At 70.8% G+C, this 21,428-nt stretch carries 19 protein-coding genes; 7 read left to right on the forward strand and 12 right to left on the reverse strand.

The features are described 5' to 3' along the window. The 3 genes from ugpA (at position 1) to HNR28_RS14075 (ending at position 2,932) form a co-directional block, all read left to right on the forward strand. Complete coding sequence (ugpA, locus tag HNR28_RS14065) at positions 1–882, forward strand: sn-glycerol-3-phosphate ABC transporter permease UgpA (protein WP_043682652.1); 882 nt, start codon at positions 1–3, stop codon at positions 880–882. A gap of 105 nt (positions 883–987) precedes the next feature. Then, on the forward strand, positions 988–1,830 hold the full coding sequence (gene ugpE / locus HNR28_RS14070; protein WP_151024223.1) for a sn-glycerol-3-phosphate ABC transporter permease UgpE: 843 nt from the start codon (positions 988–990) through the stop codon (positions 1,828–1,830). Between the two features lie 28 nt (positions 1,831–1,858). Next, positions 1,859–2,932, forward strand: a complete 1,074-nt coding sequence (locus HNR28_RS14075; protein WP_184142974.1) for a sn-glycerol-3-phosphate import ATP-binding protein UgpC — start codon at positions 1,859–1,861, stop codon at positions 2,930–2,932. Between the two features lie 132 nt (positions 2,933–3,064). On the opposite strand, the gene HNR28_RS14080 is transcribed toward HNR28_RS14075, so the two are convergent. From HNR28_RS14080 to HNR28_RS14105, 6 genes are all read right to left on the reverse strand, one after another. After that, entirely contained in the window at positions 3,065–4,186 is a 1,122-nt protein-coding gene (locus HNR28_RS14080; protein ID WP_043682660.1) for a branched-chain amino acid ABC transporter substrate-binding protein, read from the reverse strand. 124 nt (positions 4,187–4,310) lie between these two features. After that, positions 4,311–4,838, reverse strand: coding sequence for a Dps family protein (locus HNR28_RS14085; protein WP_043682663.1), 528 nt, complete (start codon positions 4,836–4,838; stop codon positions 4,311–4,313). 92 nt (positions 4,839–4,930) lie between these two features. Next, entirely contained in the window at positions 4,931–5,887 is a 957-nt protein-coding gene (locus tag HNR28_RS14090; protein ID WP_151025387.1) for a LysR substrate-binding domain-containing protein, read from the reverse strand. Positions 5,888–5,908: 21 nt separating this feature from the next. After that, positions 5,909–7,975: an ATP-dependent DNA helicase RecG gene (gene recG, locus HNR28_RS14095; RefSeq protein WP_151025386.1), complete on the reverse strand. Its 2,067-nt coding sequence runs from the start codon at positions 7,973–7,975 to the stop codon at positions 5,909–5,911. 28 nt (positions 7,976–8,003) lie between these two features. Beyond that, positions 8,004–8,390 carry a Rid family detoxifying hydrolase gene (locus HNR28_RS14100; RefSeq protein WP_043682667.1) on the reverse strand — a complete coding sequence of 129 codons (387 nt, stop codon included), beginning with the start codon at positions 8,388–8,390 and terminating at the stop codon, positions 8,004–8,006. A gap of 145 nt (positions 8,391–8,535) precedes the next feature. After that, a complete protein-coding gene (locus tag HNR28_RS14105) occupies positions 8,536–9,312 on the reverse strand; it encodes a ferredoxin--NADP reductase (RefSeq protein WP_151025385.1) in 777 nt (258 codons plus the stop codon). Positions 9,313–9,582: 270 nt separating this feature from the next. Between HNR28_RS14105 and HNR28_RS14110 the strand changes: the two genes are divergently transcribed. Genes HNR28_RS14110 through HNR28_RS14120 form a run of 3 tightly spaced genes read left to right on the forward strand, consistent with a single transcriptional unit; the run spans position 9,583 to position 13,096 of the window. Next, positions 9,583–10,623 carry a Fe(3+) ABC transporter substrate-binding protein gene (locus HNR28_RS14110; protein WP_151025384.1) on the forward strand — a complete coding sequence of 347 codons (1,041 nt, stop codon included), beginning with the start codon at positions 9,583–9,585 and terminating at the stop codon, positions 10,621–10,623. A gap of 10 nt (positions 10,624–10,633) precedes the next feature. Further along, positions 10,634–12,304 (forward strand): ABC transporter permease, encoded by a 1,671-nt coding sequence (locus HNR28_RS14115; RefSeq protein WP_184142977.1) that lies wholly within the window; start codon positions 10,634–10,636, stop codon positions 12,302–12,304. A 9-nt stretch (positions 12,305–12,313) separates the two neighbouring features. Beyond that, the gene (locus HNR28_RS14120; RefSeq protein WP_151025664.1) at positions 12,314–13,096 is read left to right on the forward strand and encodes an ABC transporter ATP-binding protein; all 783 of its coding nucleotides are present in this window, start codon (positions 12,314–12,316) and stop codon (positions 13,094–13,096) included. Between the two features lie 26 nt (positions 13,097–13,122). Here the strand turns inward: HNR28_RS14120 and ntrC are convergent, their stop codons facing one another. The 6 genes from ntrC to rph all read right to left on the reverse strand — a co-directional run bounded on the left by ntrC (position 13,123) and on the right by rph (position 20,155). Then, positions 13,123–14,691, reverse strand: a complete 1,569-nt coding sequence (gene ntrC, locus HNR28_RS14125; RefSeq protein WP_043682675.1) for a nitrogen regulation protein NR(I) — start codon at positions 14,689–14,691, stop codon at positions 13,123–13,125. A 64-nt stretch (positions 14,692–14,755) separates the two neighbouring features. After that, positions 14,756–15,709, reverse strand: a complete 954-nt coding sequence (gene glnL, locus HNR28_RS14130; protein ID WP_151025358.1) for a nitrogen regulation protein NR(II) — start codon at positions 15,707–15,709, stop codon at positions 14,756–14,758. Positions 15,710–15,720: 11 nt separating this feature from the next. Next, positions 15,721–17,133, reverse strand: a complete 1,413-nt coding sequence (glnA, locus tag HNR28_RS14135) for a type I glutamate--ammonia ligase (protein ID WP_043682679.1) — start codon at positions 17,131–17,133, stop codon at positions 15,721–15,723. A gap of 349 nt (positions 17,134–17,482) precedes the next feature. Beyond that, entirely contained in the window at positions 17,483–18,703 is a 1,221-nt protein-coding gene (gene hemW / locus HNR28_RS14140) for a radical SAM family heme chaperone HemW (RefSeq protein ID WP_151025359.1), read from the reverse strand. Beyond that, positions 18,700–19,347 carry an RdgB/HAM1 family non-canonical purine NTP pyrophosphatase gene (gene rdgB / locus HNR28_RS14145; RefSeq protein ID WP_052355771.1) on the reverse strand — a complete coding sequence of 216 codons (648 nt, stop codon included), beginning with the start codon at positions 19,345–19,347 and terminating at the stop codon, positions 18,700–18,702. The genes hemW and rdgB overlap by 4 nt, the downstream gene beginning before the upstream one ends. A gap of 55 nt (positions 19,348–19,402) precedes the next feature. After that, a complete protein-coding gene (gene rph, locus HNR28_RS14150; protein ID WP_151025360.1) occupies positions 19,403–20,155 on the reverse strand; it encodes a ribonuclease PH in 753 nt (250 codons plus the stop codon). Between the two features lie 84 nt (positions 20,156–20,239). Between rph and HNR28_RS14155 the strand changes: the two genes are divergently transcribed. Then, entirely contained in the window at positions 20,240–21,151 is a 912-nt protein-coding gene (locus HNR28_RS14155; RefSeq protein WP_043682684.1) for a YicC family protein, read from the forward strand. Positions 21,152–21,428 lie beyond the last annotated feature (277 nt).

Consider the following 21,428-nt stretch of genomic DNA (forward strand, 5'->3'; position numbering starts at 1 on the left):
ATGGAGAAACGGGTCGTCTTCCGCCACCGCAGCCTGCCCTGGCTGCTGCTGGCGCCGCAGCTCGCCATCACGCTGGTGTTCTTCTTCTGGCCGGCGGGCCAGGCGCTGTGGCAGTCCTTCCGCCTGGAAGACCCCTTCGGCCTGTCCTCGCAGTTCGCCGGCCTGGACAACTTCGCCGAGCTGTTCGCCAGCGCCGACTATCTGGACTCGTTTCGCACCACGCTCTGGTTCTCGGCGCTGGTGGCCTTCGGCGGGCTGGCGATCTCGCTCGTGCTGGCCGTGATGGCCGACCGCGTGGCGCGCGGCGCGGGGATCTACAAGACCCTGCTGATCTGGCCCTACGCGGTCGCGGCGGCGGTCGCCGGGGTGCTGTGGCTGTTTCTGTTCTCGCCCTCGGTCGGCATCCTGGCGGTCTACCTGGCGCAGCTCGGCTTCGACTGGAACCCGCGCCTGGACGGCACCGACGCCCTGGCGCTGGTCGTCTTCGCCTCGGTCTGGAAGCAGGTGTCCTACAACTTCCTGTTCTTCCTGGCCGGCCTGCAGTCCATCCCCCGCTCGCTGATCGAGGCCGCCGCCATCGACGGCGCGGGCCCCGTCCGGCGCTTTCTCACCATCGTCTTTCCGCTGCTCTCGCCCACCACCTTCTTCCTGCTGGTGATCAACTTCATCTACGCCTTCTTCGACACCTTCGCGGTGATCGACGTGGTGACGCAGGGCGGGCCGGGACACGCCACCGACATCCTGGTCTACAAGGTCTACAACGCCGGCTTCAAGGGCCTGGACCTGGGCGCCTCCGCCGCCCAGTCCGTGATCCTGATGCTGATCGTCATCGGCCTGACGGCGCTGCAGTTCCGCTACGTCGACCGCAAGGTGAACTACTGATGCGAGGTCAACCGCCGATGCGAAGCGCATTGCTCATGCGGGGTGCGCCGCCGATGCAAGGCCCACCCTCGACGGCGGCCGGTCCCGCCCTTTCCGGAGGCGCCCATGGTTGAACGCCGCCCGCTGCTGGACATCGTCTCGCACCTCACGCTGATCCTGGGCGTGGCGGTGATCGCCTTCCCGCTGTACGTGGCCTTCACGGCCTCCACCCAGACCGCCCAGGAGGTCGCCCGGGCGCCGATGTCCCTGATCCCCGGCCCGCATCTCCTGGAAAACTACTGGGCCGTGCTCAAGGGCGGCGCGATCAACACCCCGCCCGTGGGCCGGATGCTGTGGATCAGCACCTTCATGGCCCTGGCGATCGCCATCGGCAAGATCGCCATCTCCATGCTGTCGGCCTTCGCCGTGGTGTATTTCCGCTTTCCCCTGCGCATGCTGTGCTTCTGGATGATCTTCGTCACCCTGATGCTGCCGGTGGAAGTGCGCATCGCCCCCACCTACGCGGTGGTCGCCGGCCTGGGCATGCTCAACAGCTACGCCGGCCTGACGCTGCCGCTGATCGCCTCGGCCACGGCCACCTTCCTGTTCCGGCAGTTCTTCCTGACCGTGCCCGACGAGCTGGTCGAGGCCGCGCGCATCGACGGCGCCGGCCCCATGCGCTTCTTCAAGGACATCCTGCTGCCGCTGTCGCGCACCAGCATCGCCGCCCTGTTCGTGATCCAGTTCATCTACGGCTGGAACCAGTACCTGTGGCCGCTGATCATCACCACGCACGAGGACATGTACCCCGTGGTGGTGGGCATCCGCCGGATGATCGCCGGGGGCGACAGCGTGACGGAATGGAACCTGGTCATGGCCACGGCCATGCTGGCCATGCTGCCGCCCGCCGCCATCGTCATCCTGATGCAGAAATGGTTCGTCAAGGGCCTGGTCGATTCGGAAAAATAGCTTCGGAAAAAAGGACGGCGCATTCCCCATGGCAACCCTCAGCTTCCGCGACGTGCGCAAGACCTACCCGGGCGGCGTGGCCGTCATCCACGGCATCGACATGGAGGTGCGGGACGGCGAGTTCGTCGTGATCGTCGGGCCGTCGGGCTGCGGCAAGTCCACCCTGATGCGCATGGTGGCGGGCCTGGAATCCGTCACCGGCGGCGAGATCGCCATCGGCGGCCGGGTCGTCAACGCGCTGGAGCCCGCCGAGCGCGACATCGCCATGGTCTTCCAGAACTACGCGCTCTATCCCCACATGAGCGTGTTCGACAACATGGCCTACGGCCTGAAGATCCGCCGCCTCGCACGCGACGAGATCCGCCGCCGCGTCGAGGACGCCGCCCGCATCCTCGAACTGGACCAGTTGCTGGACCGGCGTCCGCGCCAGCTGTCCGGCGGCCAGCGCCAGCGCGTGGCCATGGGCCGGGCCATCGTGCGCGAGCCGGCCGTGTTCCTATTCGACGAGCCCCTGTCCAACCTGGACGCCAAGCTGCGCGTGCAGATGCGCCTGGAAATCCAGAAGCTGCACCGCCGGCTGGGCACCACCAGCCTGTACGTCACCCACGACCAGGTCGAGGCCATGACGCTGGCCCACCGCATGGTCGTCATGAACAAGGGCGTGCCCGAGCAGATCGGCACGCCCGCCGAGGTCTTCGAGCGCCCCGCCACCGTCTTCGTGGCCGGCTTCATCGGCTCGCCGCCCATGAACCTGCTGCGGGTGGAGGTGGATGCGCAGGGCCGCGTGGCCGGCCCGGACGGCGCCGCCCTGCCCCTGGCCGCGCCCGCGGCGGCCGCGCGCGCCCTGGTCCTGGGGCTGCGCCCGGAGCACCTGGTGCTCGGCGCGCCGGGCCTGCGGGCGCGGGTCGAGATGGTCGAGATCCTGGGCTCGGAGCAGCTGATCCACGCACGCTGGGGCGAGCAGCCGCTGGTGCTGCGCTGCGCCGTGTCCGAAACCCGGCAGCGGCCTCCGGCCGCCGGCGACGAGATCACGGCCGGCCCGGACGGCGAGCACCCGGCGCACTGGTTCGACGCCGAAACCGGGAAGCGCGTCGGGGACTGAACCCGGCCGGCGCCGCGTGGACGGCCGGGGATGGCCGCGCGGACGGCCATGAAAAAACGGCGCGGCCCGGTTGGGCTGCGCCGTTTTCCCGCGTCCGGGGCGCCGCGCGGCGCCCCGGACATGGACCGGCTTTTACTTGAAGACGGACTTGGAGCCGTCGGCGTGCCAGGTGAAGACGTCGAACTTGAAGGACTTGAGATCGCCCTGCTTGTTCCAGGCGATGTCGCCGATCGGGGTCTTGACCGAGTTGCCGTGCAGCCAGGCGGCGACCTTGGCCGGGTCGTCCTTGCCCGCGCCCTTGATGCCGGCGGCGATGGCTTCGACGGCGGAATAGGCGGTGAGCTGGAAGGCGCCGCCCGGGTTGCGGTTCTTGTCCTTGAAGGCCTTGACCACGGACGCGTTGGCCGGGTCGGTGGTGAAGTCGGCGGGCAGGGTCACCAGCATGCCTTCGACGGCCGGGCCGGCGATGGCGTTGATGTCCGGGTTGCCCACGCCTTCGGGACCCATGAACTTGGCCTGCAGGCCCTGCTCGGCGCCCTGGCGCAGCAGCAGGCCCATTTCGGGGTGGTAGCCGCCGTAGTAGACGAAGTCGGCGCCCGCGGACTTGAGCTTGGTGATCACGGCGGAGTAGTCGCTGTCGCCGGCGTTGATGCCTTCAAACAGGACGACCTTGATGCCGGCCTTTTCGAGGTCGGCCTTGACGGCCGTGGCGATGCCCTGGCCGTACGACTGCTTGTCGTGCAGCACGGCGACGGCCTTGGGCTTGACCTTCTGGGCGATGAATTCCGCGGCGGCGGGACCTTGCTGGTCGTCGCGGCCGATGGTGCGGAAGATCATGTCGTAGTTCTTGCCGTCGGTCACCAGGGGCGAGGTGGCGGACGGGGAGATCATGACCACGCCTTCGTTGTTGTAGACGGGCGTGGCGGCGATGGTGGCGCCGGAGCACACGTGGCCGACGACGTAGTGGATCTTTTCATTGACGACGCGGTTGGCCACGACCGGACCCTGCTTGGGCTCGCAGCCATCGTCGATCACGACGGCTTCCAGCTTGTTGCCCAGCACGCCGCCACCGGCGTTGATGGTTTCGATCGCCGTGTCCACGCCTTCCTTGACCATGTCGCCATACTGCGTCAACGCCCCGGTGAAGGGCCCCGCGATGGCGATGCGGATGGTATCGGCATGCGCCACGGAAGAAAGCATCATGCCGGCGGCCAGGCCCAGTGCGGCTGCCATCGGCGTAAAGCGTACGTTCATAAGACCTCCTGTGAAAGACCTGGAAAAGAATACACGAAACCCCCGTACAGCGGTCATTGCGCCGTACGGGGGTTTTCCCGATATCGCGTTGCGCACCGCGGCAAAACGGCGCGCGGATATGAGGTCAGGCCAGCAGGCTGCGCAACATCCAGGCGTTCTTTTCGTGCACGTCCAGGCGCTGCGTGAGCAGATCGGCCGTGGGCTGGTCGTTGACGGCGTCGGCGCACTGGAAGGCCCGGCGCGCGGTGCGCGCGACCGCCTCGTTGCCTTCGACCAGCATGCGCAGCATGTCTTCGGCCGACGGCACGGCGGCGGGCTCGGCGATGGAGCTGAGGCGCGCGTACTCGGCGTAGGTGCCGGGCGCGTAATGGCCGAGGGCGCGGATGCGCTCGGCGATGGCGTCCAGCGCCTGCCAGGTTTCCGTGTACTGGGTCATGAACAGCTGGTGCAGGGTGCTGAACATGGGGCCGGTCACGTTCCAGTGGAAATTGTGCGTCATCAGGTACAGCGTGTACGTGTCGGCCAGCGTCCTGGAGAGTTCCGCCACGACGGCAGCGCGATCCTGGGCCGAGATGCCGATGTCGATCGGCAGGCCGCTGGAGGGCGCGACGGCGGATTTCTTCGAGCTGGTTTTCTTGGCGGCTTTGGCCATGGGACACTCCTTTGAAAGGTCAGTCATACGGGTCCAGAATAGCATGCGCGGCGCGCGCCCGGCATCGCCGCGCCGCCCGGCGCGCCGCGGCCTCAGCCCGCCTCGACGGCCAGCGGGGCCGGGTCTTCGAGCATGGTCGCGCCCGGCATGCCGCAGTGGCGCACGGCCTGGATCAGGGCCTCGATGGCCGCCTGGCGCGGGAAGCTCTTGCGCCAGACCAGCACCACGCGGCGGTCGGGCGCCGGCGGCTTGAACGGCACGAAGCGCAGCAGCCGGCTTTCGGCCCCCCGCACGCCCAGCGCGCTGGCCGGCAGGACCGTGATGCCGATGCCCGCGGCCACCATGTGGCGGATGGTTTCGAGCGATGACCCCTCGAAGGTGCGCTGGATGCCTTCGCTGGAGGCCGAGAAGCGCGAGAGTTCCGGGCACACTTCCAGCACCTGGTCGCGGAAGCAGTGGCCGGCCCCCAGCAGCAGCATGGTCTCGTCCTTCAGGCGGCTGGAATCGATCTGCTTTTCCTTCGCCCAGGGGTGGCCGTGCGGCAGGGCGACGTAGAACGGCTCGTCGTACAGCGGGCACTGCGACAATCCGGTGTCGGGCAGCGGCAGGGCGACGATGGCGCAGTCGATCTCGCCCTGGCGCAGCAGTTCCAGCAGCCGCGTGGTGTAGTTTTCCTGGAGCCGCAGCGGCATCTGCGGGGTGCGGCGGATCTGCTCGGGCACCAGGTAGGGCAGCAGGTACGGCCCCACGGTGTAGATCACCCCGACGCGCAGCGGGCCTTCGAGCGGATCGTGCCCCTGGCGGGCGATCTCGCGCAGGTTGGCGCCCTCCTCCAGGACCTTCTGCGCCTGGGCGACGACACGCAGGCCGATGGGGGTGATGCCGACCTCGGCGCCGCCGCGCTCGAACAGCACCACGCCCAGTTCTTCCTCCAGCTTGCGGATGGCCACCGACAGCGTGGGCTGGCTGACGAAGCAGGCTTCCGCGGCGCGGCCGAAATGGCGCTCCCGCGCCACGGCGACGATGTATTTCAGTTCGGTCAGAGTCATGGTGAAAGCCCCCAGGTCGGGTCAACTGCGCAGATACTGGTCGGCGCCCGCCATCCAGCGTTGCCGGTGGGCGCGGGCGTGCTCGGGAAAATCGGCCGACAGCCAGGCGGCCGCTTCGCGGGCCTGCTCCAGCAGGTCCTCGTCGGATTCCAGGTCGGCGAAACGCAGCAGGGCCTGGCCCGACTGGCGCAGGCCCAGGAGCTCCCCGGGGCCGCGCTGGGCCAGGTCGCGGCGCGCGATCTCGAAGCCGTCGGTGGTCTCGTACATGGCGCGCAGGCGTTCGCGGGCGATGGCCGACAGCGGCGGCTGGTAGAGCAGGACGCAGGTGGCCTCGCCGCCGCCGCGCCCCACCCGGCCGCGCAGCTGGTGCAGCTGCGCCAGGCCGAAGCGCTCGGCATGCTCGATCACCATCAGGCCGGCGTTGGGCACGTCCACGCCGACCTCGATGACGGTGGTGGACACCAGCAGGTCGATGTCGCCGGCGCGGAAGGCGTCCATGACCTCCGACTTTTCCCGCGCCGGCAGGCGGCCGTGCATCAGGCCGACGCGCAGGTCCGGCAGGGCCGCGCGCAGCAGTTCGTGGGTATCGACGGCGGTCTGCAGCTGCAGGGCCTCGCTTTCCTCGACCAGCGGACAGACCCAGTAGGCCTGGCGCCCGGCGCGCACGACCTCGCCCACGCGGGCCAGGACTTCGTCGCGCCGCCGGTCGTCGAACAGGCGCGTGCGCACCGGCACGCGCCCCGGCGGCAGCTCGTCCAGCACCGAGACGTCCATGTCGGCGAAAAAGGCCATCGCCAGGGTGCGCGGGATCGGCGTGGCGCTCATGCTGAGCTGGTGGGGGCGGTAGCGGGCCTGGTCGCCCTTGCGGTTCAGCGCCAGGCGCTGCCCCACCCCGAAGCGATGCTGCTCGTCGCTGATCACCAGCCCCAGCGACTCGAATTCCACCTTGTCCTGGATCAGCGCCTGGGTGCCGACCGCCAGCCGCGCCTCGCCGCGGGCCATGGCCTGCAGGGCCCGGCGGCGCTCGGCGGCCGGCAGGCTGCCGGTGAGCCAGACCGCCGCCACGCCCAGCGGCGCCAGCCATTCGGACAGCTTGCGCCAGAGCTGCTCGGCGAGGATTTCCGTCGGCGCCATCACGGCGACCTGGGCGCCGGACTCGATGGCCTGGGCGGCCGCGAAGGCGGCGACCAGGGTCTTGCCGCTGCCCACGTCGCCCTGCAGCAGGCGGTGCATGGGGTGCGTGCGCGCCAGGTCGGCGCCGATCTGCGCCACGGCGCGCGTCTGGGCGCCGGTGGGCTCGAACGGCAGGCCGGCGAGCAGGCGGCCCGTCAGGCTGCCGTCCCCCTTCAGGCTGCGGGCGGCCTGGGCGCGGCGCGCCGCCCGGGCGTCGGCCAGGGCGAGCTGCTGCGCCAGCAGCTCGTCGAACTTGATGCGCCGCCAGGCGGGATGGTTGTGTTCGGCCAGCGATTCCAGGGAGATGTCCGGCCCCGGATGGTGCAGCAGGCGCAGGGACGGCTCGAAATCGGCCAGCCGGTAGGCCTCGCGCACGGCGGCCGGCAGGGTGTCGCCCAGGTCGGCCTCGTCCAGGGCGCGCGCGATGGCCTTGCGCAGGGCGGCCTGCGGCAGGCCCTGGGTCGTGGGATAGACCGGCGTCAGGGTGTCGGGCAGCGGGGTGCCCGGCTCGGTGATCAGGGGATGCACGATCTCCAGGCCGTGGTAGCCGGCGCGCACCTCGCCACGCGCGCGCACCCGTCGTCCGGCGTGCAGGCGCGCCTGCTGGCCCGGATAGACGTGCAGCCAGCGCAGGCCCAGGCGGCCGGACTCGTCGGCCAGCGTGGCCTGCAGCTCGCGCCGGGGGCCGAAGCGGATTTCGCTGTCCACGATCTCGCCTTCAAACAGGGCATGGGCGCCGGGGCGCGCCGCGCCGATCGGCGTGATGCGGGTCTCGTCCTCGTAGCGCAGCGGCAGGTGCGTGGCGAAGTCGGCCGGGGTGCGCAGGCCCAGCCGCTCGAACAGGCGGGCCTGCGGGACGCCCGCCGTCTTGCGGGCGCCGGGCGCGGCCCGGCGCGGCTTGCCAGCCGAGGTCACGGCGTACGGTCCGGCGGGCGGCGGGGCGTCAGAGCGCCAGGACGGCCTCGACCTCGAACTGCGCGCCCTTGGGCAGGCTGGCGACCCCGAGGGTCGAGCGCGCCGGATAGGGCTGGGGAATGATTTCCGCCATGATGGCGTTGGCGCTGGCGAACTTGCTGAGATCCGTCAGGAACAGGGTGAGCTTGACGATGTCGTTCAGCGTGCCGCCGGCCGCCTCGATGACGGCCTGCATGTTGGCGAAGGACTGGCGGACCTGGCCCTCGAAGTTTTCCGATACCAGCTCGCCCGTGCCGGGCTCCAGCCCGATCTGGCCCGAGAGGAAGACCAGCTTGCCCGCCGGTGCGCTGACCGCCTGGGAATACGGGCCGACGGCGGCCGGGGCGGCATCGGTGTGGATGATTGCCTTGCTCATGGTGGGAGACTCGGTGATGGTTGAAAGACTATCAGAGTGTACCGACCAATAGCAAAAAATAAAAGCCGGCGCGAGCCCGCATCACCCGCTGTTCGAGGTGATGCGGACCCGCGCCGCGCCTGAACCGAGCGGTGAGTGCCGCGCCCTACTTTTCGGCGAAGGCGCGCTCGAAGACGTAGTCGCCGGGCTCGCCGACGCCCGGCGAGGCGACGAAGCCGCGCGCGTCCAGCATGGCGCGGATGTCGGTCAGCATGGCCGGGCTGCCGCAGATCATGGCGCGATCGACGGCGGGATCCAGCGGCGGCAGGCCGATGTCGGTGAACAGCTGGCCGGTTTCCACCAGCGTCGTCAGCCGGCCCTGGTGCTCGTAGGGCTCGCGCGTCACGGTGGGGTAGTAGATCAGCTTCTCGCGCACCATTTCGCCCAGGTATTCGTCCTGGGGCAGCTCTTGGCGGATGTAGTCGGAGTAGGCCAGCTCGCTGACGAAGCGTACGCCGTGCATCAGGATGACTTTCTCGAAGCGGTCGTAGACCTCCGGGTCCTTGATGATGCTGAGGAACGGCGCCAGCCCCGTGCCGGTGGCGAACAGGTACAGGTGGCGGCCCGGACGCAGGTCGTCGACCACCAGCGTGCCCACCGGCTTGCGGCTGACCAGGACGATGTCGCCCGGCTTGAGGTGCTGCAGGCGCGAGGTGAGCGGACCGTTGGGGACCTTGATGCTGAAGAACTCCAGATTGTCCTCGTGGTTGGCGCTGGCGATGCTGTAGGCGCGCATCAGCGGCTTGCCCTCGACTTCCAGCCCCAGCATCACGAAATGGCCGTTGTGGAAGCGCAGGCCGGGATCGCGGGTGGTCTTGAAGGAGAACAGCGTGTCGTTCCAGTGACGCACGCTGAGGACTTGCTCGGAATTGAAAGCGGCCATGACGAAGGTCGGACTCCAGGATTCGGGGTATGGACGGGGATGAACCGGTATGAATAGATGGTACGGCGATGGCCGGGAAACGCAAGGCCGGACCTTGCGAGGCGCAGGGGTTTTCTTGATTTCGCGCAAGATGGCGTGCGAAAGCGGGCCGCCGGGCCAGGATCGGGGCGCATTTTAATACGTTCAGCTTGCTTTAAGCTGAACGCGATGCTAAATTTCGGGCCTATTTGAGAATTGTTCTCATTTTAACTCTTCGAGCGAGCCGCCGCCATGCCCATCCGTCTCCGCGCCCCTTCCGTCGTCCGACGCCTGTCCCTGCTGGCCGCCGCCCTGCCGCTGATGGCGGGCACCGCCCTGGCGGCGGAGGTCAATCTGTACACCACCCGCGAGCCCAAGCTCGTCGAGCCGCTGCTGTCCGCCTTCACCCAGGACACCGGCGTCAAGGTCAATACGGTCTTCGTCAAGGACGGCCTGCTGGAACGGGTGCGCGCCGAAGGCGCGCAATCGCCGGCCGACGTGCTGATGACGGTGGACATCGGCAATCTGCTGGACCTGGTGGACGGCGGGGTGACCCAGCCGGTCGACTCCGCCACGCTGAAGGCCTCGATCCCCGCGTACCTGCGCGGGGCCGACGACCAGTGGTTCACCCTGTCGCTGCGCGACCGGGTCGCCTACGTCGCCAAGGACCTGGACATCAAGTCCTTCCACTACGAGGACCTGGCCGACCCGCGCTGGAAGGGCAAGGTCTGCATCCGCTCCGGCCAGCATCCCTACAACACCGCGCTCATCGCCGCGATGATCGCCCATGACGGCCCCGAGGCCGCGGAACAATGGCTGCGCGGCGTGAAGGCCAATCTGGCCCGCCCCGCCGCCGGCGGCGACCGCGACGTGGCGCGCGACATCCTGGGCGGGATCTGCGACGTCGGCATCGCCAACGCCTACTACGCCGGCCACATGAAGAACGCGGCCGAAGGCAGCGACGCCCGCCGCTGGGGCGACGCCATCCGCGTCATCCGGCCCACCTTCAGGAATGCGCCGGGCACCCACGTCAACATCTCCGGCGCCGCCGTGGCGCGCCATGCGCCGAACCGCGCCGAGGCCGTCCGGTTGCTGGAATACCTGATCTCGGACAAGGCGCAGACCCTCTACGCCCAGGCCAACTACGAATACCCCGTCAAGGCGGGCGTGATGCTGGACCCGACCGTGGCGAGCTTCGGCCTCCTGCGCATCGACACCCTGCCCCTGACCGAGATCGCGCGCCACCGCAAGCAGGCCAGCGAGCTGGTCGATCGCGTCGGCCTGAACCGATAGGCGGGAAGTCTTGGCAAGGCGGGACGCCAGGGCGGCGGGCGGCCGGTTCCAGGCCTGGCCCTGGCACGCCGGAACGGCCCTGGCGGCGCTGGGCGTGCTGGCGCCGGTCCTGGCCCTGGTGGGCCAGGCGGGCGCGGGCTCGGGCGGCCACTGGAGCCACCTGCTGCGCTTCGTGCTGCCGGACGCGCTGGCCCAGACCCTGGGCCTGCTCGCCGGGGTCGGCCTGCTGGCCGCCGCCCTGGGCGTGGGCGCCGCCTGGCTGGTGACGGCCTACGAGTTCCCCGGCCGCAGGATCCTGTCCTGGGCGCTGCTGCTGCCGCTGGCCGTGCCCACCTACGTCGTGGCCTACGCCTACCTGGACATCCTGCATCCCATCGGCCCCGTCCAGGAAGCCCTGCGCGCCCTGCTGGGCCATGCCAGCCCGCGCGACTTCCGCCTGCCCGACCTGCGCAGCCTGCCGGGCGCCATCGTGCTGCTGGCCTTCGTGCTCTATCCCTACGTCTACCTGACCACCCGCAGCATGTTCGCCAGCCAGGCGGCCCACCTGATGGAAGCCGCCCGGCTGCTCGGCCACGGCCCGTGGAGCGCCTTCCGCCACGTGGCCCTGCCACTGGCCCGTCCGGCCATCGCCGTGGGCCTGTGCCTGGTGCTGCTGGAAACCCTGAACGACATCGGCGCCTCCGAATTCCTCGGGGTCCAGACCCTGACCGTGGCCCTCTACACCACCTGGGTGACGCGCTCCGACCTGGCGGGCGCCGCGCAGATCGCGCTGGTGGCCCTGGCGCTGGTGACCGTCCTGATCGCGGTCGAGCGCCACGGCCGGCGGCGCCTGCGCTACACCGGCGCCCGCCGCGCGGCGCCGATCCGCCCGCGCCGGCTGCGCGGCGCGGCGGGCTGGCTGGCGGCGCTGCTGGGCCTGGCGCCGGTCGTGGCGGGCTTCGCCGCGCCGGCCGCCTACCTGCTGGCCCTCGCCCTCGAACGGCTGGGCGGCGGCCAGGGCCCCTCGCCCGCCCTGCTGCGGGCCGCGGAGCAGACGCTGACGGTCTCGGCCCTGGCCACGGCTGCCACCGTGGCCATCGGCCTGGTCGTCGCCTGGAGCCGCCGCATCCTGCCGCGGGCGGCCGCCTGGCGGCGCGCCCTGCCCCGGCTGGCGACGCTGGGCTATGCCCTGCCCGGCACCGTCCTGGCGATCGGCCTGCTGTTTCCCCTGATGGCGGTCGAGCGGGGCCTGGCGGCGCTGCGCGCGGGCGCGGGGCTGGACCCGGCGGGCCTGGTGCTGCTGGGCACCCCGACCGCCCTGGCGCTGGCCTACGTGATCCGCTTCCTCGCCATTCCCGTGGGGACGCTGGAAGCGGGCCTGGACCGGATCCCGCCGTCCCTGGACCAGGCCGCGCGGCTGCTGGGCGAGAACGTCCACGGCACGCTGCGGCGCGTGCACCTGCCGCTGCTGCGCCCGGCTCTGGCCGCCTCGGCGCTGCTGGTGTTCGTGGACGCGATGAAGGAACTGCCCGCCACCCTGCTGCTGCGGCCGCTGAACTTCGACACCCTGGCGACCTGGCTGTACGCCGAGGCCGCGCGCGGCACCTACGAGGAAGGCGCCATCGCCGCCCTGGGCATCGTCGCCGCCGGCCTGCTGCCCGTGATCCTGCTGGCCCGTTTGATGGACCGGCCCGCCGCCTGAGAGCCCGACATGCTGGAACTGAACCGGATTTCCCTGAGCTACGCCGCCGACGGCGGCCGGCGCCCCGTGCTGCGCGCCCTGAGCCTGACCCTGGAGCGCGGCCAGATCGCCTGCCTGCTGGGCGCCTCGGGCTGCGGCAAGACCAGCGTGCTGCGCGCCATCGCCGGCTTCGAGCCGCTGGACGGCGGTTCGATCCGGCTGGACGGGCGCCTGCTGTCGGGCGAAGGCGCCCGCGTCGAGCCCGAGCACCGGCGCGTGGGCATGATGTTCCAGGACTACGCGCTGTTCCCCCACCTGGACGTGGCGGCCAACGTCGGTTTCGGCCTGCGCCGCCTGGACGCCGCCGAGCGCGGCCGGCGCGTGCGCGCCCTGCTGGAGCTGGTGGGCCTGGCGGGCCAGGAGGCGCGCCGCCCCCATGAGCTGTCCGGCGGCCAGCAGCAGCGCGTGGCGCTGGCCCGGGCGCTGGCGCCCGAACCCGAGCTGCTGCTGCTCGACGAGCCCTTCTCCAACCTGGACGTGGACGCCCGCGAACGGCTGGCGTTTGAATTGCGCGACCTGCTGAAGGCGGCGGGGCGCACGGCGCTGGTGGTCACTCACAACCAGGCGGAGGCCTTCGCCGTGGCGGACCGGATCGGCATCCTGCAGGCCGGCCGGCTGGCCCAGTGGGACACGCCCTACGGCATGCACCACCACCCCGCCACGCCGGAGATCGCGGCCTTCATCCAGCGCGAGGCCCTGATGGCCCGGCGCGCCCAGGCCGCCCTGCGCGGCGCGCCCCCGGCCGCCGCCTGAGCGGTTCGAGACGCCGGCGCCCGACTTCAGTCCTCGTCGGGCCGATCCGTGTCCGGTTCGTCGAGCCCCAGTTCGCGGCATTTGCGGGTCAGGGTGTTGCGGCCGATCCCCAGGCGCAGCGCGGCCTCGCCTCGGCGGCCGCCGGCCTGGCGCAGCCCGGCCCGCAGCAGCGTGCGCTCGAAGTCCCGCTGCAGCGTGTCCATCACGCAGGGTTCGCGGCGGGCCAGCCGGCCGCGCGCCTCGGCCTCCAGGGCGGCGCGCCAGTCGGGCCGCGCCGCGCCGCCCTGCCCCGGCGCATGCGCGGGATCGAGGCCGGCGCCAGGGGCGGAACCGGCTCCAGCGGGACCGCTGCCCGGTCCGCTTGCGGAATCGGCCGCGCCGGCGGCATCGGCGCCCAGGATTTCCGGCGGCAGGTCCTCCAGCCCGACCTCGGCGCTGGGCGCCATCACCGTCAGCCACTGGCAGACGTTCTCCAGCTGGCGGATGTTGCCGGGATAGTCGAAGCGGCGCAGCGCCGCCAGCGCGGCGGGATCGGGCCGGCGCACCGGCACGCCGAGTTCCGCGGCGCTGCGCGCCAGGAAATGCCGCGCCAGGGATTCGATGTCCTCGCGGCGCTCCCGCAGGGGCGGCAGGCGCAGGCGGATGACGTTCAGGCGGTGGAACAGGTCGGCGCGGAACAGGCCCGCGCGCACGCGCTCTTCGAGCGGCTGGTGGGTCGCGGCCACGATGCGCACGTCGGCCTGGACGGGCCGCGCGCCGCCCACCCGGTAGAAGGCGCCTTCGGCCAGCACCCGCAGCAGGCGGGTCTGCAGCTCGGCCGGCATGTCGCCGATCTCGTCCAGGAACAGCGTGCCGCCATCGGCTTCCTCGAAGCGTCCCCGGCGCGACTGCACCGCCCCGGTGAAGGCGCCGCGCTCGTGGCCGAACAGCTCGGCCTCCAGCAGGTCGCGCGGGATCGCGGCGGCGTTCACCGCCACGAAGGGGCCGGCGGCGCGGCGGCTGTGCCGATGCAGGGCGCGGGCCACGAGCTCCTTGCCGGTTCCCGATTCCCCGGTGATGAGCACCGTGGCGCCGGACTGGGACAGGCGGCCGATGGCGCGAAACACGTCCTGCATGGCGGGCGACTGCGAGGGCGCCATTTCCGCCTCGCCCAGCACGAATCCGGCATCGCCGGCGGAGTCTTCCCCCGCGGCGCCGGCCCGGGTGCGCGACGGCGCCGACTGGGCGGCGCGGCCGATCAGCTCGACGGCGGCCTGGATGTCGAAGGGCTTGGCCAGGTAGTCGAAGGCGCCCTGCTCGAAGGCCGCCACGGTCGTGTCCAGGTCGGTATAGGCCGTCATCATGATGACGGGCAGGCCGGGCAGGCGCGCGCGCACCGCCGCCAGCACGGTCAGGCCGTCGGGGCCCGGCATGCGGATGTCGGACACCAGCACGGCCGGCGCGCACGGGTCCTCCGCGCCCTCCAGCGCGTCGAGCGCTTCCTTCAGCGCCGCGCCGTCGGCGAAGCTGCGCACCGGCCAGCCGGCCCTGTCCAGGGCCTTTTCCAGCACCCAGCGCATGCCGGGCTCGTCGTCCAGGATCCAGATCGGGTTCATGCGGCTCCCTGTCTTTCGATGCCCCGCCTTCCGGCTGCCCGCCCCCTGGCTCCCCGCATCCCGCTCATGCGACCTCCAGCGGCAGCAGCAGGCGGAATTCGGTGCGGCCGGGGGCGGAATCGAATTCCAGCAGGCCGCCCTGGCGCTGCAGGCATTCCTGGGCCAGGCTCAGGCCCAGGCCGGTGCCCTGCGCCCGCCCGGTCACCAGGGGATGGAAGAGCTTGTCGCGCAGGGCCTCGGGCACGCCGGGACCGTTGTCGGCGACCGCGATCCGCAGCCCCATGCGGTGCTGGCCGTCGGCCAGCACCGGCTGATGCAGGATGCGGGTGCTGATCCGCAGCACCGGAGCGGCCACGTCCGCCGTCTCGGCCAGCGCCTGGGCGCCGTTGCGCGCCACGTTCAGCAGCGCCTGCAGCAGGGGGTCGCGGTCGGCGCGCATGTCCGGCACCGAGGCGTCGTAGTCGCGCTCCAGGCGGATCCGCTCGCCGAACTCCAGGCGGATCAGGGCCAGGACCCGCTCGCACACCTCATGGACGTTGAAGACGCTGGGCGCGGCGGCCGGCTGGCTGGGCGAGGCCAGGCGGGTCACCAGGTCGGCCAGGCGGTCGGCCTCGGCCACGATCACGCGGGTGTATTCGCGCAGGTCGTCGCGCGGCAGCTCCATTTCCAGCAGCTGGGCGGCGGCGCGCAGGCCCGCCAGGGGATTGCGCACCTCGTGGGCGAGGTTGCGCAGGGTCTCGCGCTGCGCGGCCTGGCGGCCGCGGGCCTGGCGCAGGTCGTCCAGGTGGCTGCCCTGATGGACCGGAATCTCGATCACCCAGGCCCAGGGCTGGCCGCGCAGCGGCGTCTTCAGGACGCTGTCGAAGCCCTCCAGCCAGGGCTGCGCGGGCTGCCCCGCCAGCTGGCGCAGGGACTGGCCCAGCAGTTCCTCCGCCGCGCCGTTGGCATGGCGGATGTGGTGGGACTCGTCCAGCAGCAGGACCGCGGTGCGCAGCAGGTCGAGGCCGGACGTGTCCACCCCGGGCCCCGCTAGAGCGTGTAGTACAGGTCGAATTCGACCGGGTGCGGGGTCACGCGCAGGCGGTCGAGCTCATTGGCCTTCAGGTCCAGGTAGGCGTCCAGCAGGTCGTTGCTGAAGACCCCGCCGCGCGTCAGGAACTCGCGGTCGCGGTCCAGGGCTTCCAGGGCCTGTTCCAGCGAGGAGCACACCGTCGGGATCTTGGCGTCTTCCTCCGGCGGCAGGTCGTAGAGGTTCTTGTCGGCCGGGTCGCCCGGGTGGATCTTGTTCTGGACGCCGTCCAGGCCCGCCATCATCAGGGCGGAGAAGGCCAGGTACGGATTGGCCAGGGGATCCGGGAAGCGCGCCTCGACGCGGCGCGCCTTGGGGTTGCTGACGTAGGGGATGCGGATCGAGGCCGAGCGGTTGCGCGCGGAATACGCGAGCTTGACCGGCGCCTCGTAGTGCGGCACCAGGCGCTTGTAGGAATTCGTGCCCGGGTTGGTGAGGGCGTTCAGGGCGCGGGCGTGATGGATGATGCCGCCGATGTAGTACAGGGCGAATTCCGACAGCCCGCCGTAGCCGTTGCCGGCGAACAGGTTCTGGCCGTCCTTCCAGATGGACTGGTGCACGTGCATGCCCGAGCCGTTGTCGCCCACCACGGGCTTGGGCATGAAGGTGGCGGTCTTGCCGTAGACGTGGGCCACGTTGCGGATCACGTACTTCATGATCTGGGTCCAGTCGGCGCGCTGCACCAGGGTGGAAAAGCGCGTGCCGATCTCCAGCTGGCCGCAGTTGGCGACCTCGTGGTGGTGGACCTCGACGGGCACGCCCATCTGCTCCATCAGCAGGCACATTTCCGAGCGCATGTCGGCGAAGGAATCGATCGGCGGCACGGGCACGTAGCCGCCCTTGACGGCGGGACGGTAGCCCAGGTTGTTGCCGTTGGACTCGCTGGCGTTGGACCAGGCGGCCTCGTCCGACGAAATCTTGACGAAGCTGCCGCTCATGTCCGCGTTCCAGCTCACGCCGTCGAAGACGAAGAATTCGGGTTCCGGGCCGAAGTAGGCGGTGTCGCCCAGGCCGCTGGACTTGAGGTAGGCCTCGGCGCGGCGGGCCAGGGAGCGCGGATCGCGGTCGTAGCCCTTCAGGTCGGACGGCTCGACCACGTCGCAGGTCAGGATCAGCGTGGTTTCCTCGCGGAAGGGATCCAGGCGGGCCGTGCCGGCGTCCGGGATCAGGATCATGTCGGAGGCCTCGATGCCCTTCCAGCCGGGCAGCGACGAGCCGTCGAAGGCGACGCCCGATTCCATCCGGTCCTCGTCCACCAGTCCCGCGGGGACGGTCAGGTGATGTTCCCGACCCAGGGTGTCGGTAAAGCGGAAATCCACGAACGCCACTTCGCGTTCGGCGATCATCTGCACAACGTTTTCAGGGGTGGACATAAAAGCTCCTGCGCCAAGTCATGTCGTCAAAGGGGAAAGCCCGAGGCTTCGTCGGTTTCATTAGCAATGACCGTGCCAACTTTCAGGGCCGCGATTCCAGGGGGCGTGAGCCCTTTGCCGGTGCCGGGGCGGTCATTTCGGCGCATGGACGCACCATTCAGGTGCACATTCTAGTGCAGATCCGGGTGTATGCACCAGAACGGTGCGAATCCGCGTGCATGGATGCGGGAGGCCGGAGGCGGGCGTCCCGGCGCGCCTCCGCCGCGGGGACCGGCCCTTTTCGGCATTCGACGTCCGGCGGCGGCCCGGTGTCCGGTGCTCGACGTCCGGCGTCCGGCGGCCCAAGGGCTCAGGACAGGAACTCCATCTGCAAATCGTTCAGGAAGCGCCAGCCCTGGGGCGTGGCGCAGATCCGGTCCAGGCCGGGTTCGAGCAGGCCGCGCTCCACCGCGCGGCGCATGGCCGGCAGGAGGGCCATCAGCGACAGGCCGGTGCGCTCGATGAACAGCCCGCCCTCGACGCCTTCGCGCAGGCGCAGGGCGTTGAGCATGAACTCGAAGCCCAGGTCGCCGTGGCTCAGCTCGCGGCGTTCGACCACGTGCCGGCCGGCCCCCTCGGTCGCCAGCCGCATCCAGGCGTCCGGCATGCGCGCCCGCGCCTGGCGCGTGATGCGGTCCTGGAAGGAGATCTTGGAATGCGCTCCCGGGCCGATCCCCAGGTAGTCGCCGAAGCGCCAGTAGTTCAGATTGTGCTGGCAGGCCTGGTGGGGCCGCGCGTAGGCCGAGACCTCGTAGCGGTCGAAGCCCGCCGCCTGCACCAGTTCCGCCACCCGATCCTGCATGGCCGCGCTCAGTTCGTCGTCCGGCACCCGGGGCGGGTATTTGGCGAAGACCGTGTTGGGCTCCAGCGTCAGGTGGTAGAGCGACAGGTGCCCCGTACCGAAGGCCAGGGCCTCGCGCACGTCCCGTTCGCACTCGGCCAGGGTCTGCTCCGGCAGCGCGAACATCAGGTCCAGGTTGACCCGGTCCACGGCGCGCTGGGCCATTTCGATGGCCGCGCGCGCCTGGGCGGCGTCGTGGATGCGCCCCAGGCGGCGCAGCTTGTCGTCGTCGAAGCTCTGGATGCCGAGCGAAATCCGGTTCACCCCGGCCTGGGCGTAGCCCTGGAAGCGGGCGGCCTCGGCGGTGCCCGGATTGGCTTCCAGGGTGATCTCCACGCCAGGGGGCAGGTTCAGGTAGGCGCGGAACAGGCCGATGATCCGGTCGATCGCCTCGGCCGACAGCAGGCTGGGCGTGCCGCCGCCGAAGAACACCGTCGAGACCGGCCGGCCCCAGACGTCCGGCACGGCCTGCTCCAGGTCGGCCTGCAGCGCCTGCAGGTAGGCTTCTTCCGGCAGCTCGCCGCTGCGCTCGTGCGAATTGAAGTCGCAATACGGGCATTTGTGCACGCACCAGGGCACGTGCACGTACAGCGACAGCGGCGGCAGCGCCACCAGGCCGGGCTTGCCGCGCACGCCGGGGCGGCCATCGCCTTCGCGTTCGGGCGTGGGAACGGGCACCAGGCGCTTCATCGCGGCGCTCCGCCCGCCGGGCCGCCGTCCTGGTCCGGGAACGAGCCGAATTCGCCGCGCAGCGCCCACAGCAGGCCGCGCAGGGCGCGTGCGCGGTGGCTGAGAATGTTCTTCTGCTCCAGGGGCAGCTCGGCGGCGGTCATGCCCAGGTCGGGCAGGTAGAAATACGGGTCGTAGCCGAAGCCGTTGGCGCCCCGCGGGGCGTCCAGGACCTCGCCGTCCCAGGAGCCCTCGACCACGATGGGGCGTGGGTCGTCGGCGCTGCGCATGTAGACCAGGACGGCGACGTAGCTGCCGCGCCGGTCGGTGCGGCCGGCCATCTCGGCCACCAGCCGGGCGTTGTTGGCCGCGTCCGAGCGCGTGCCGTCCGGCATCCGGGCGTAGCGCGCCGAATGGACGCCGGGCGCGCCGCCGAGGGCGTGGACGCACAGGCCGGAATCGTCGGCCAGCGCCGGCAGGCCGGTGGCGCGGCTGGCGTGGCGCGCCTTGGCCAGGGCGTTTTCCACGAAGGTGTGGAAGGGTTCCTCCGCCTCGGACACGCCCAGCGCGCTCTGCGGCACCATGTCGATGCCGGCGGCCGCCAGGCTGGCGGAAAATTCCCTCAATTTGCCCGGATTGCCCGAGGCCAGCACGACCTTTTTCATCGCCGGGCCGTCCCGAGACGAGCTGGCCGCTGGCGCGGCGTGGGGGCCACTGTTTTCATGCCGCCTCCAGGGCGCGCGCCTGCGCGCGGATCAGGGCCTGGATGCCGGCGGTGGCCAGGTCCAGCAGGCCGTCCAGCTCGTCGCGGCGGAAGCTGCCGCCCTCGCCCGTGCCCTGCACCTCGACGAAATCCCCGGCGCCGGTCATGACCACGTTCATGTCGGTGTCGCAGGCGGCGTCTTCCGGATAGTCCAGGTCCAGCACCGGGCGCCCGCCCACGATGCCGACCGAGACGGCGGCCACCTGGCCGCGCAGCGGATCGGCCGCCAGCTGGCCGCCGGCCATCAGACGGCGCACCGCCAGCGCCGCCGCCACCCAGGCGCCGGTGATGCTGGCGCAGCGGGTGCCGCCGTCGGCCTGCAGCACGTCGCAATCCAGGTGCAGCGTGCGCTCGCCCAGCGCCTGCAGGTCGAACACCGCGCGCAGGCCGCGGCCGATCAGGCGCTGGATTTCCTGGGTGCGGCCGCTCTGCTTGCCGCGGGCCGCCTCGCGCTCGCCGCGGGTGTGCGTGGCGCGCGGCAGCATGCCGTATTCCGCCGTGACCCAGCCCTGCCCGCGCCCCTTCAGGAAGGGCGGCACCTTGTCCAGCACGCTGACGTTGCACAGCACGCGGGTGTCGCCCATGCAGGCCAGCACCGAGCCTTCGGCGTGGCGCGTATAGCCGGTCAGCAGTTCGATGGGGCGCAGTTCGTCGGGCCGGCGGCCGGACGGCCGCGGCGGGGCGGAAACGGGGGCGGAGGGGAGCGTCATGAAGGAATTTCCTGCGATGGGCCGCGCGATGGGGCCGGACTACAATAAGGCCCCATTGTAGATAAACGCCGACGAGACCGCCCCATGATCCGCAGCATGACCGCCTTTGGCTCCGCCCGTCTGGATTCCGACGCCGGCTCGATCAGCGCCGAGATCCGCAGCGTCAACAACCGCTTTCTGGACCTGAGCCTGCGGATCCCGGAAGACCTGCGCTTCGCCGAATCCCGCCTGCGCGACCTGGTCGGCCGCCAGGCCCTGCGCGGCAAGGTCGAGCTCAAGCTGAGCTACGCCGCGCTCGACCGCGAGGCCCTGCGCCCGCTGGATCCCGAGGCGGTGCGCGCGCTGGCCGAACAGCTGCAATGGGCGCGCCGGTTCATTCCCGACCTGCCCGCCCCCACGCTGGCCGAACTCCCGCGCGAAGGCGGGCTGCGCGGCGGGCTGGACGCCGAAGTCTGGCTGCCCCTGTGCGAGCAGGCCTGCGCGCAGGCCCTGGAGGAATTCGGCGCCGCGCGCCAGCGCGAGGGCGCCCGGCTGGCCGAGGCGATGCTGGCCATGGCCGGGGAGGTCGATGCCATCGTCGCGCGCGTGGAAACCGAACTGCCGGCCCTGGTGCGCCAGCACCAGGAGCGCGTCGCCCAGCGCCTGCGCGAGGCCCTGGAGGCCGCCAGCCCGGAGGGCTTCGCCGCCATCGGCGGGGCCGAGCTCACCGCCCGCATCGCCCAGGAAGCCAGCCTGTTCGGCCTGCGCGTGGACGTGGCCGAGGAACTCACCCGGCTGCGCTCGCACCTGCAGGAACTGCGCGAGATCCTGTCCGGCAGGCATGCGTCCGCGGCGCGCGGCGGCAGCGGCAAGCGGCTGGACTTCCTGTTCCAGGAAATGAACCGCGAGGCCAACACCCTGGGCTCCAAGGCCGCCGCCCTGTCCGTCACCCAGGCCGCCATCGACCTGAAGCTGCTGATCGAGCAGATGCGGGAGCAGGCGCAGAACATCGAGTGACCGCCTGGGGAAAACCCCCATTTTTACGCTATTTTGATCCAGATCAAGGCGCTCGACCCCGGCAGTTGATCCTTGTGGTTCGGGCGCTCTGCGCGTCGCCCGCGGGCGCCCAGTCCGCGTTCCTCAGAAAAAACATCAAGAACATTCTGTATCTCCATGATACATAGGAATATATTCTTGAAAGACAATCTCTTGGACGTGGTCATTCGCGCCATTTCTTCATCTCGCGCCGCAGCAAAGAAAACCATCGTTTGATGTTTTCCTGATTCTTTACGCA

Source organism: Castellaniella defragrans, assembly GCF_014203015.1.
Classification (GTDB): domain Bacteria; phylum Pseudomonadota; class Gammaproteobacteria; order Burkholderiales; family Burkholderiaceae_B; genus Castellaniella; species Castellaniella defragrans.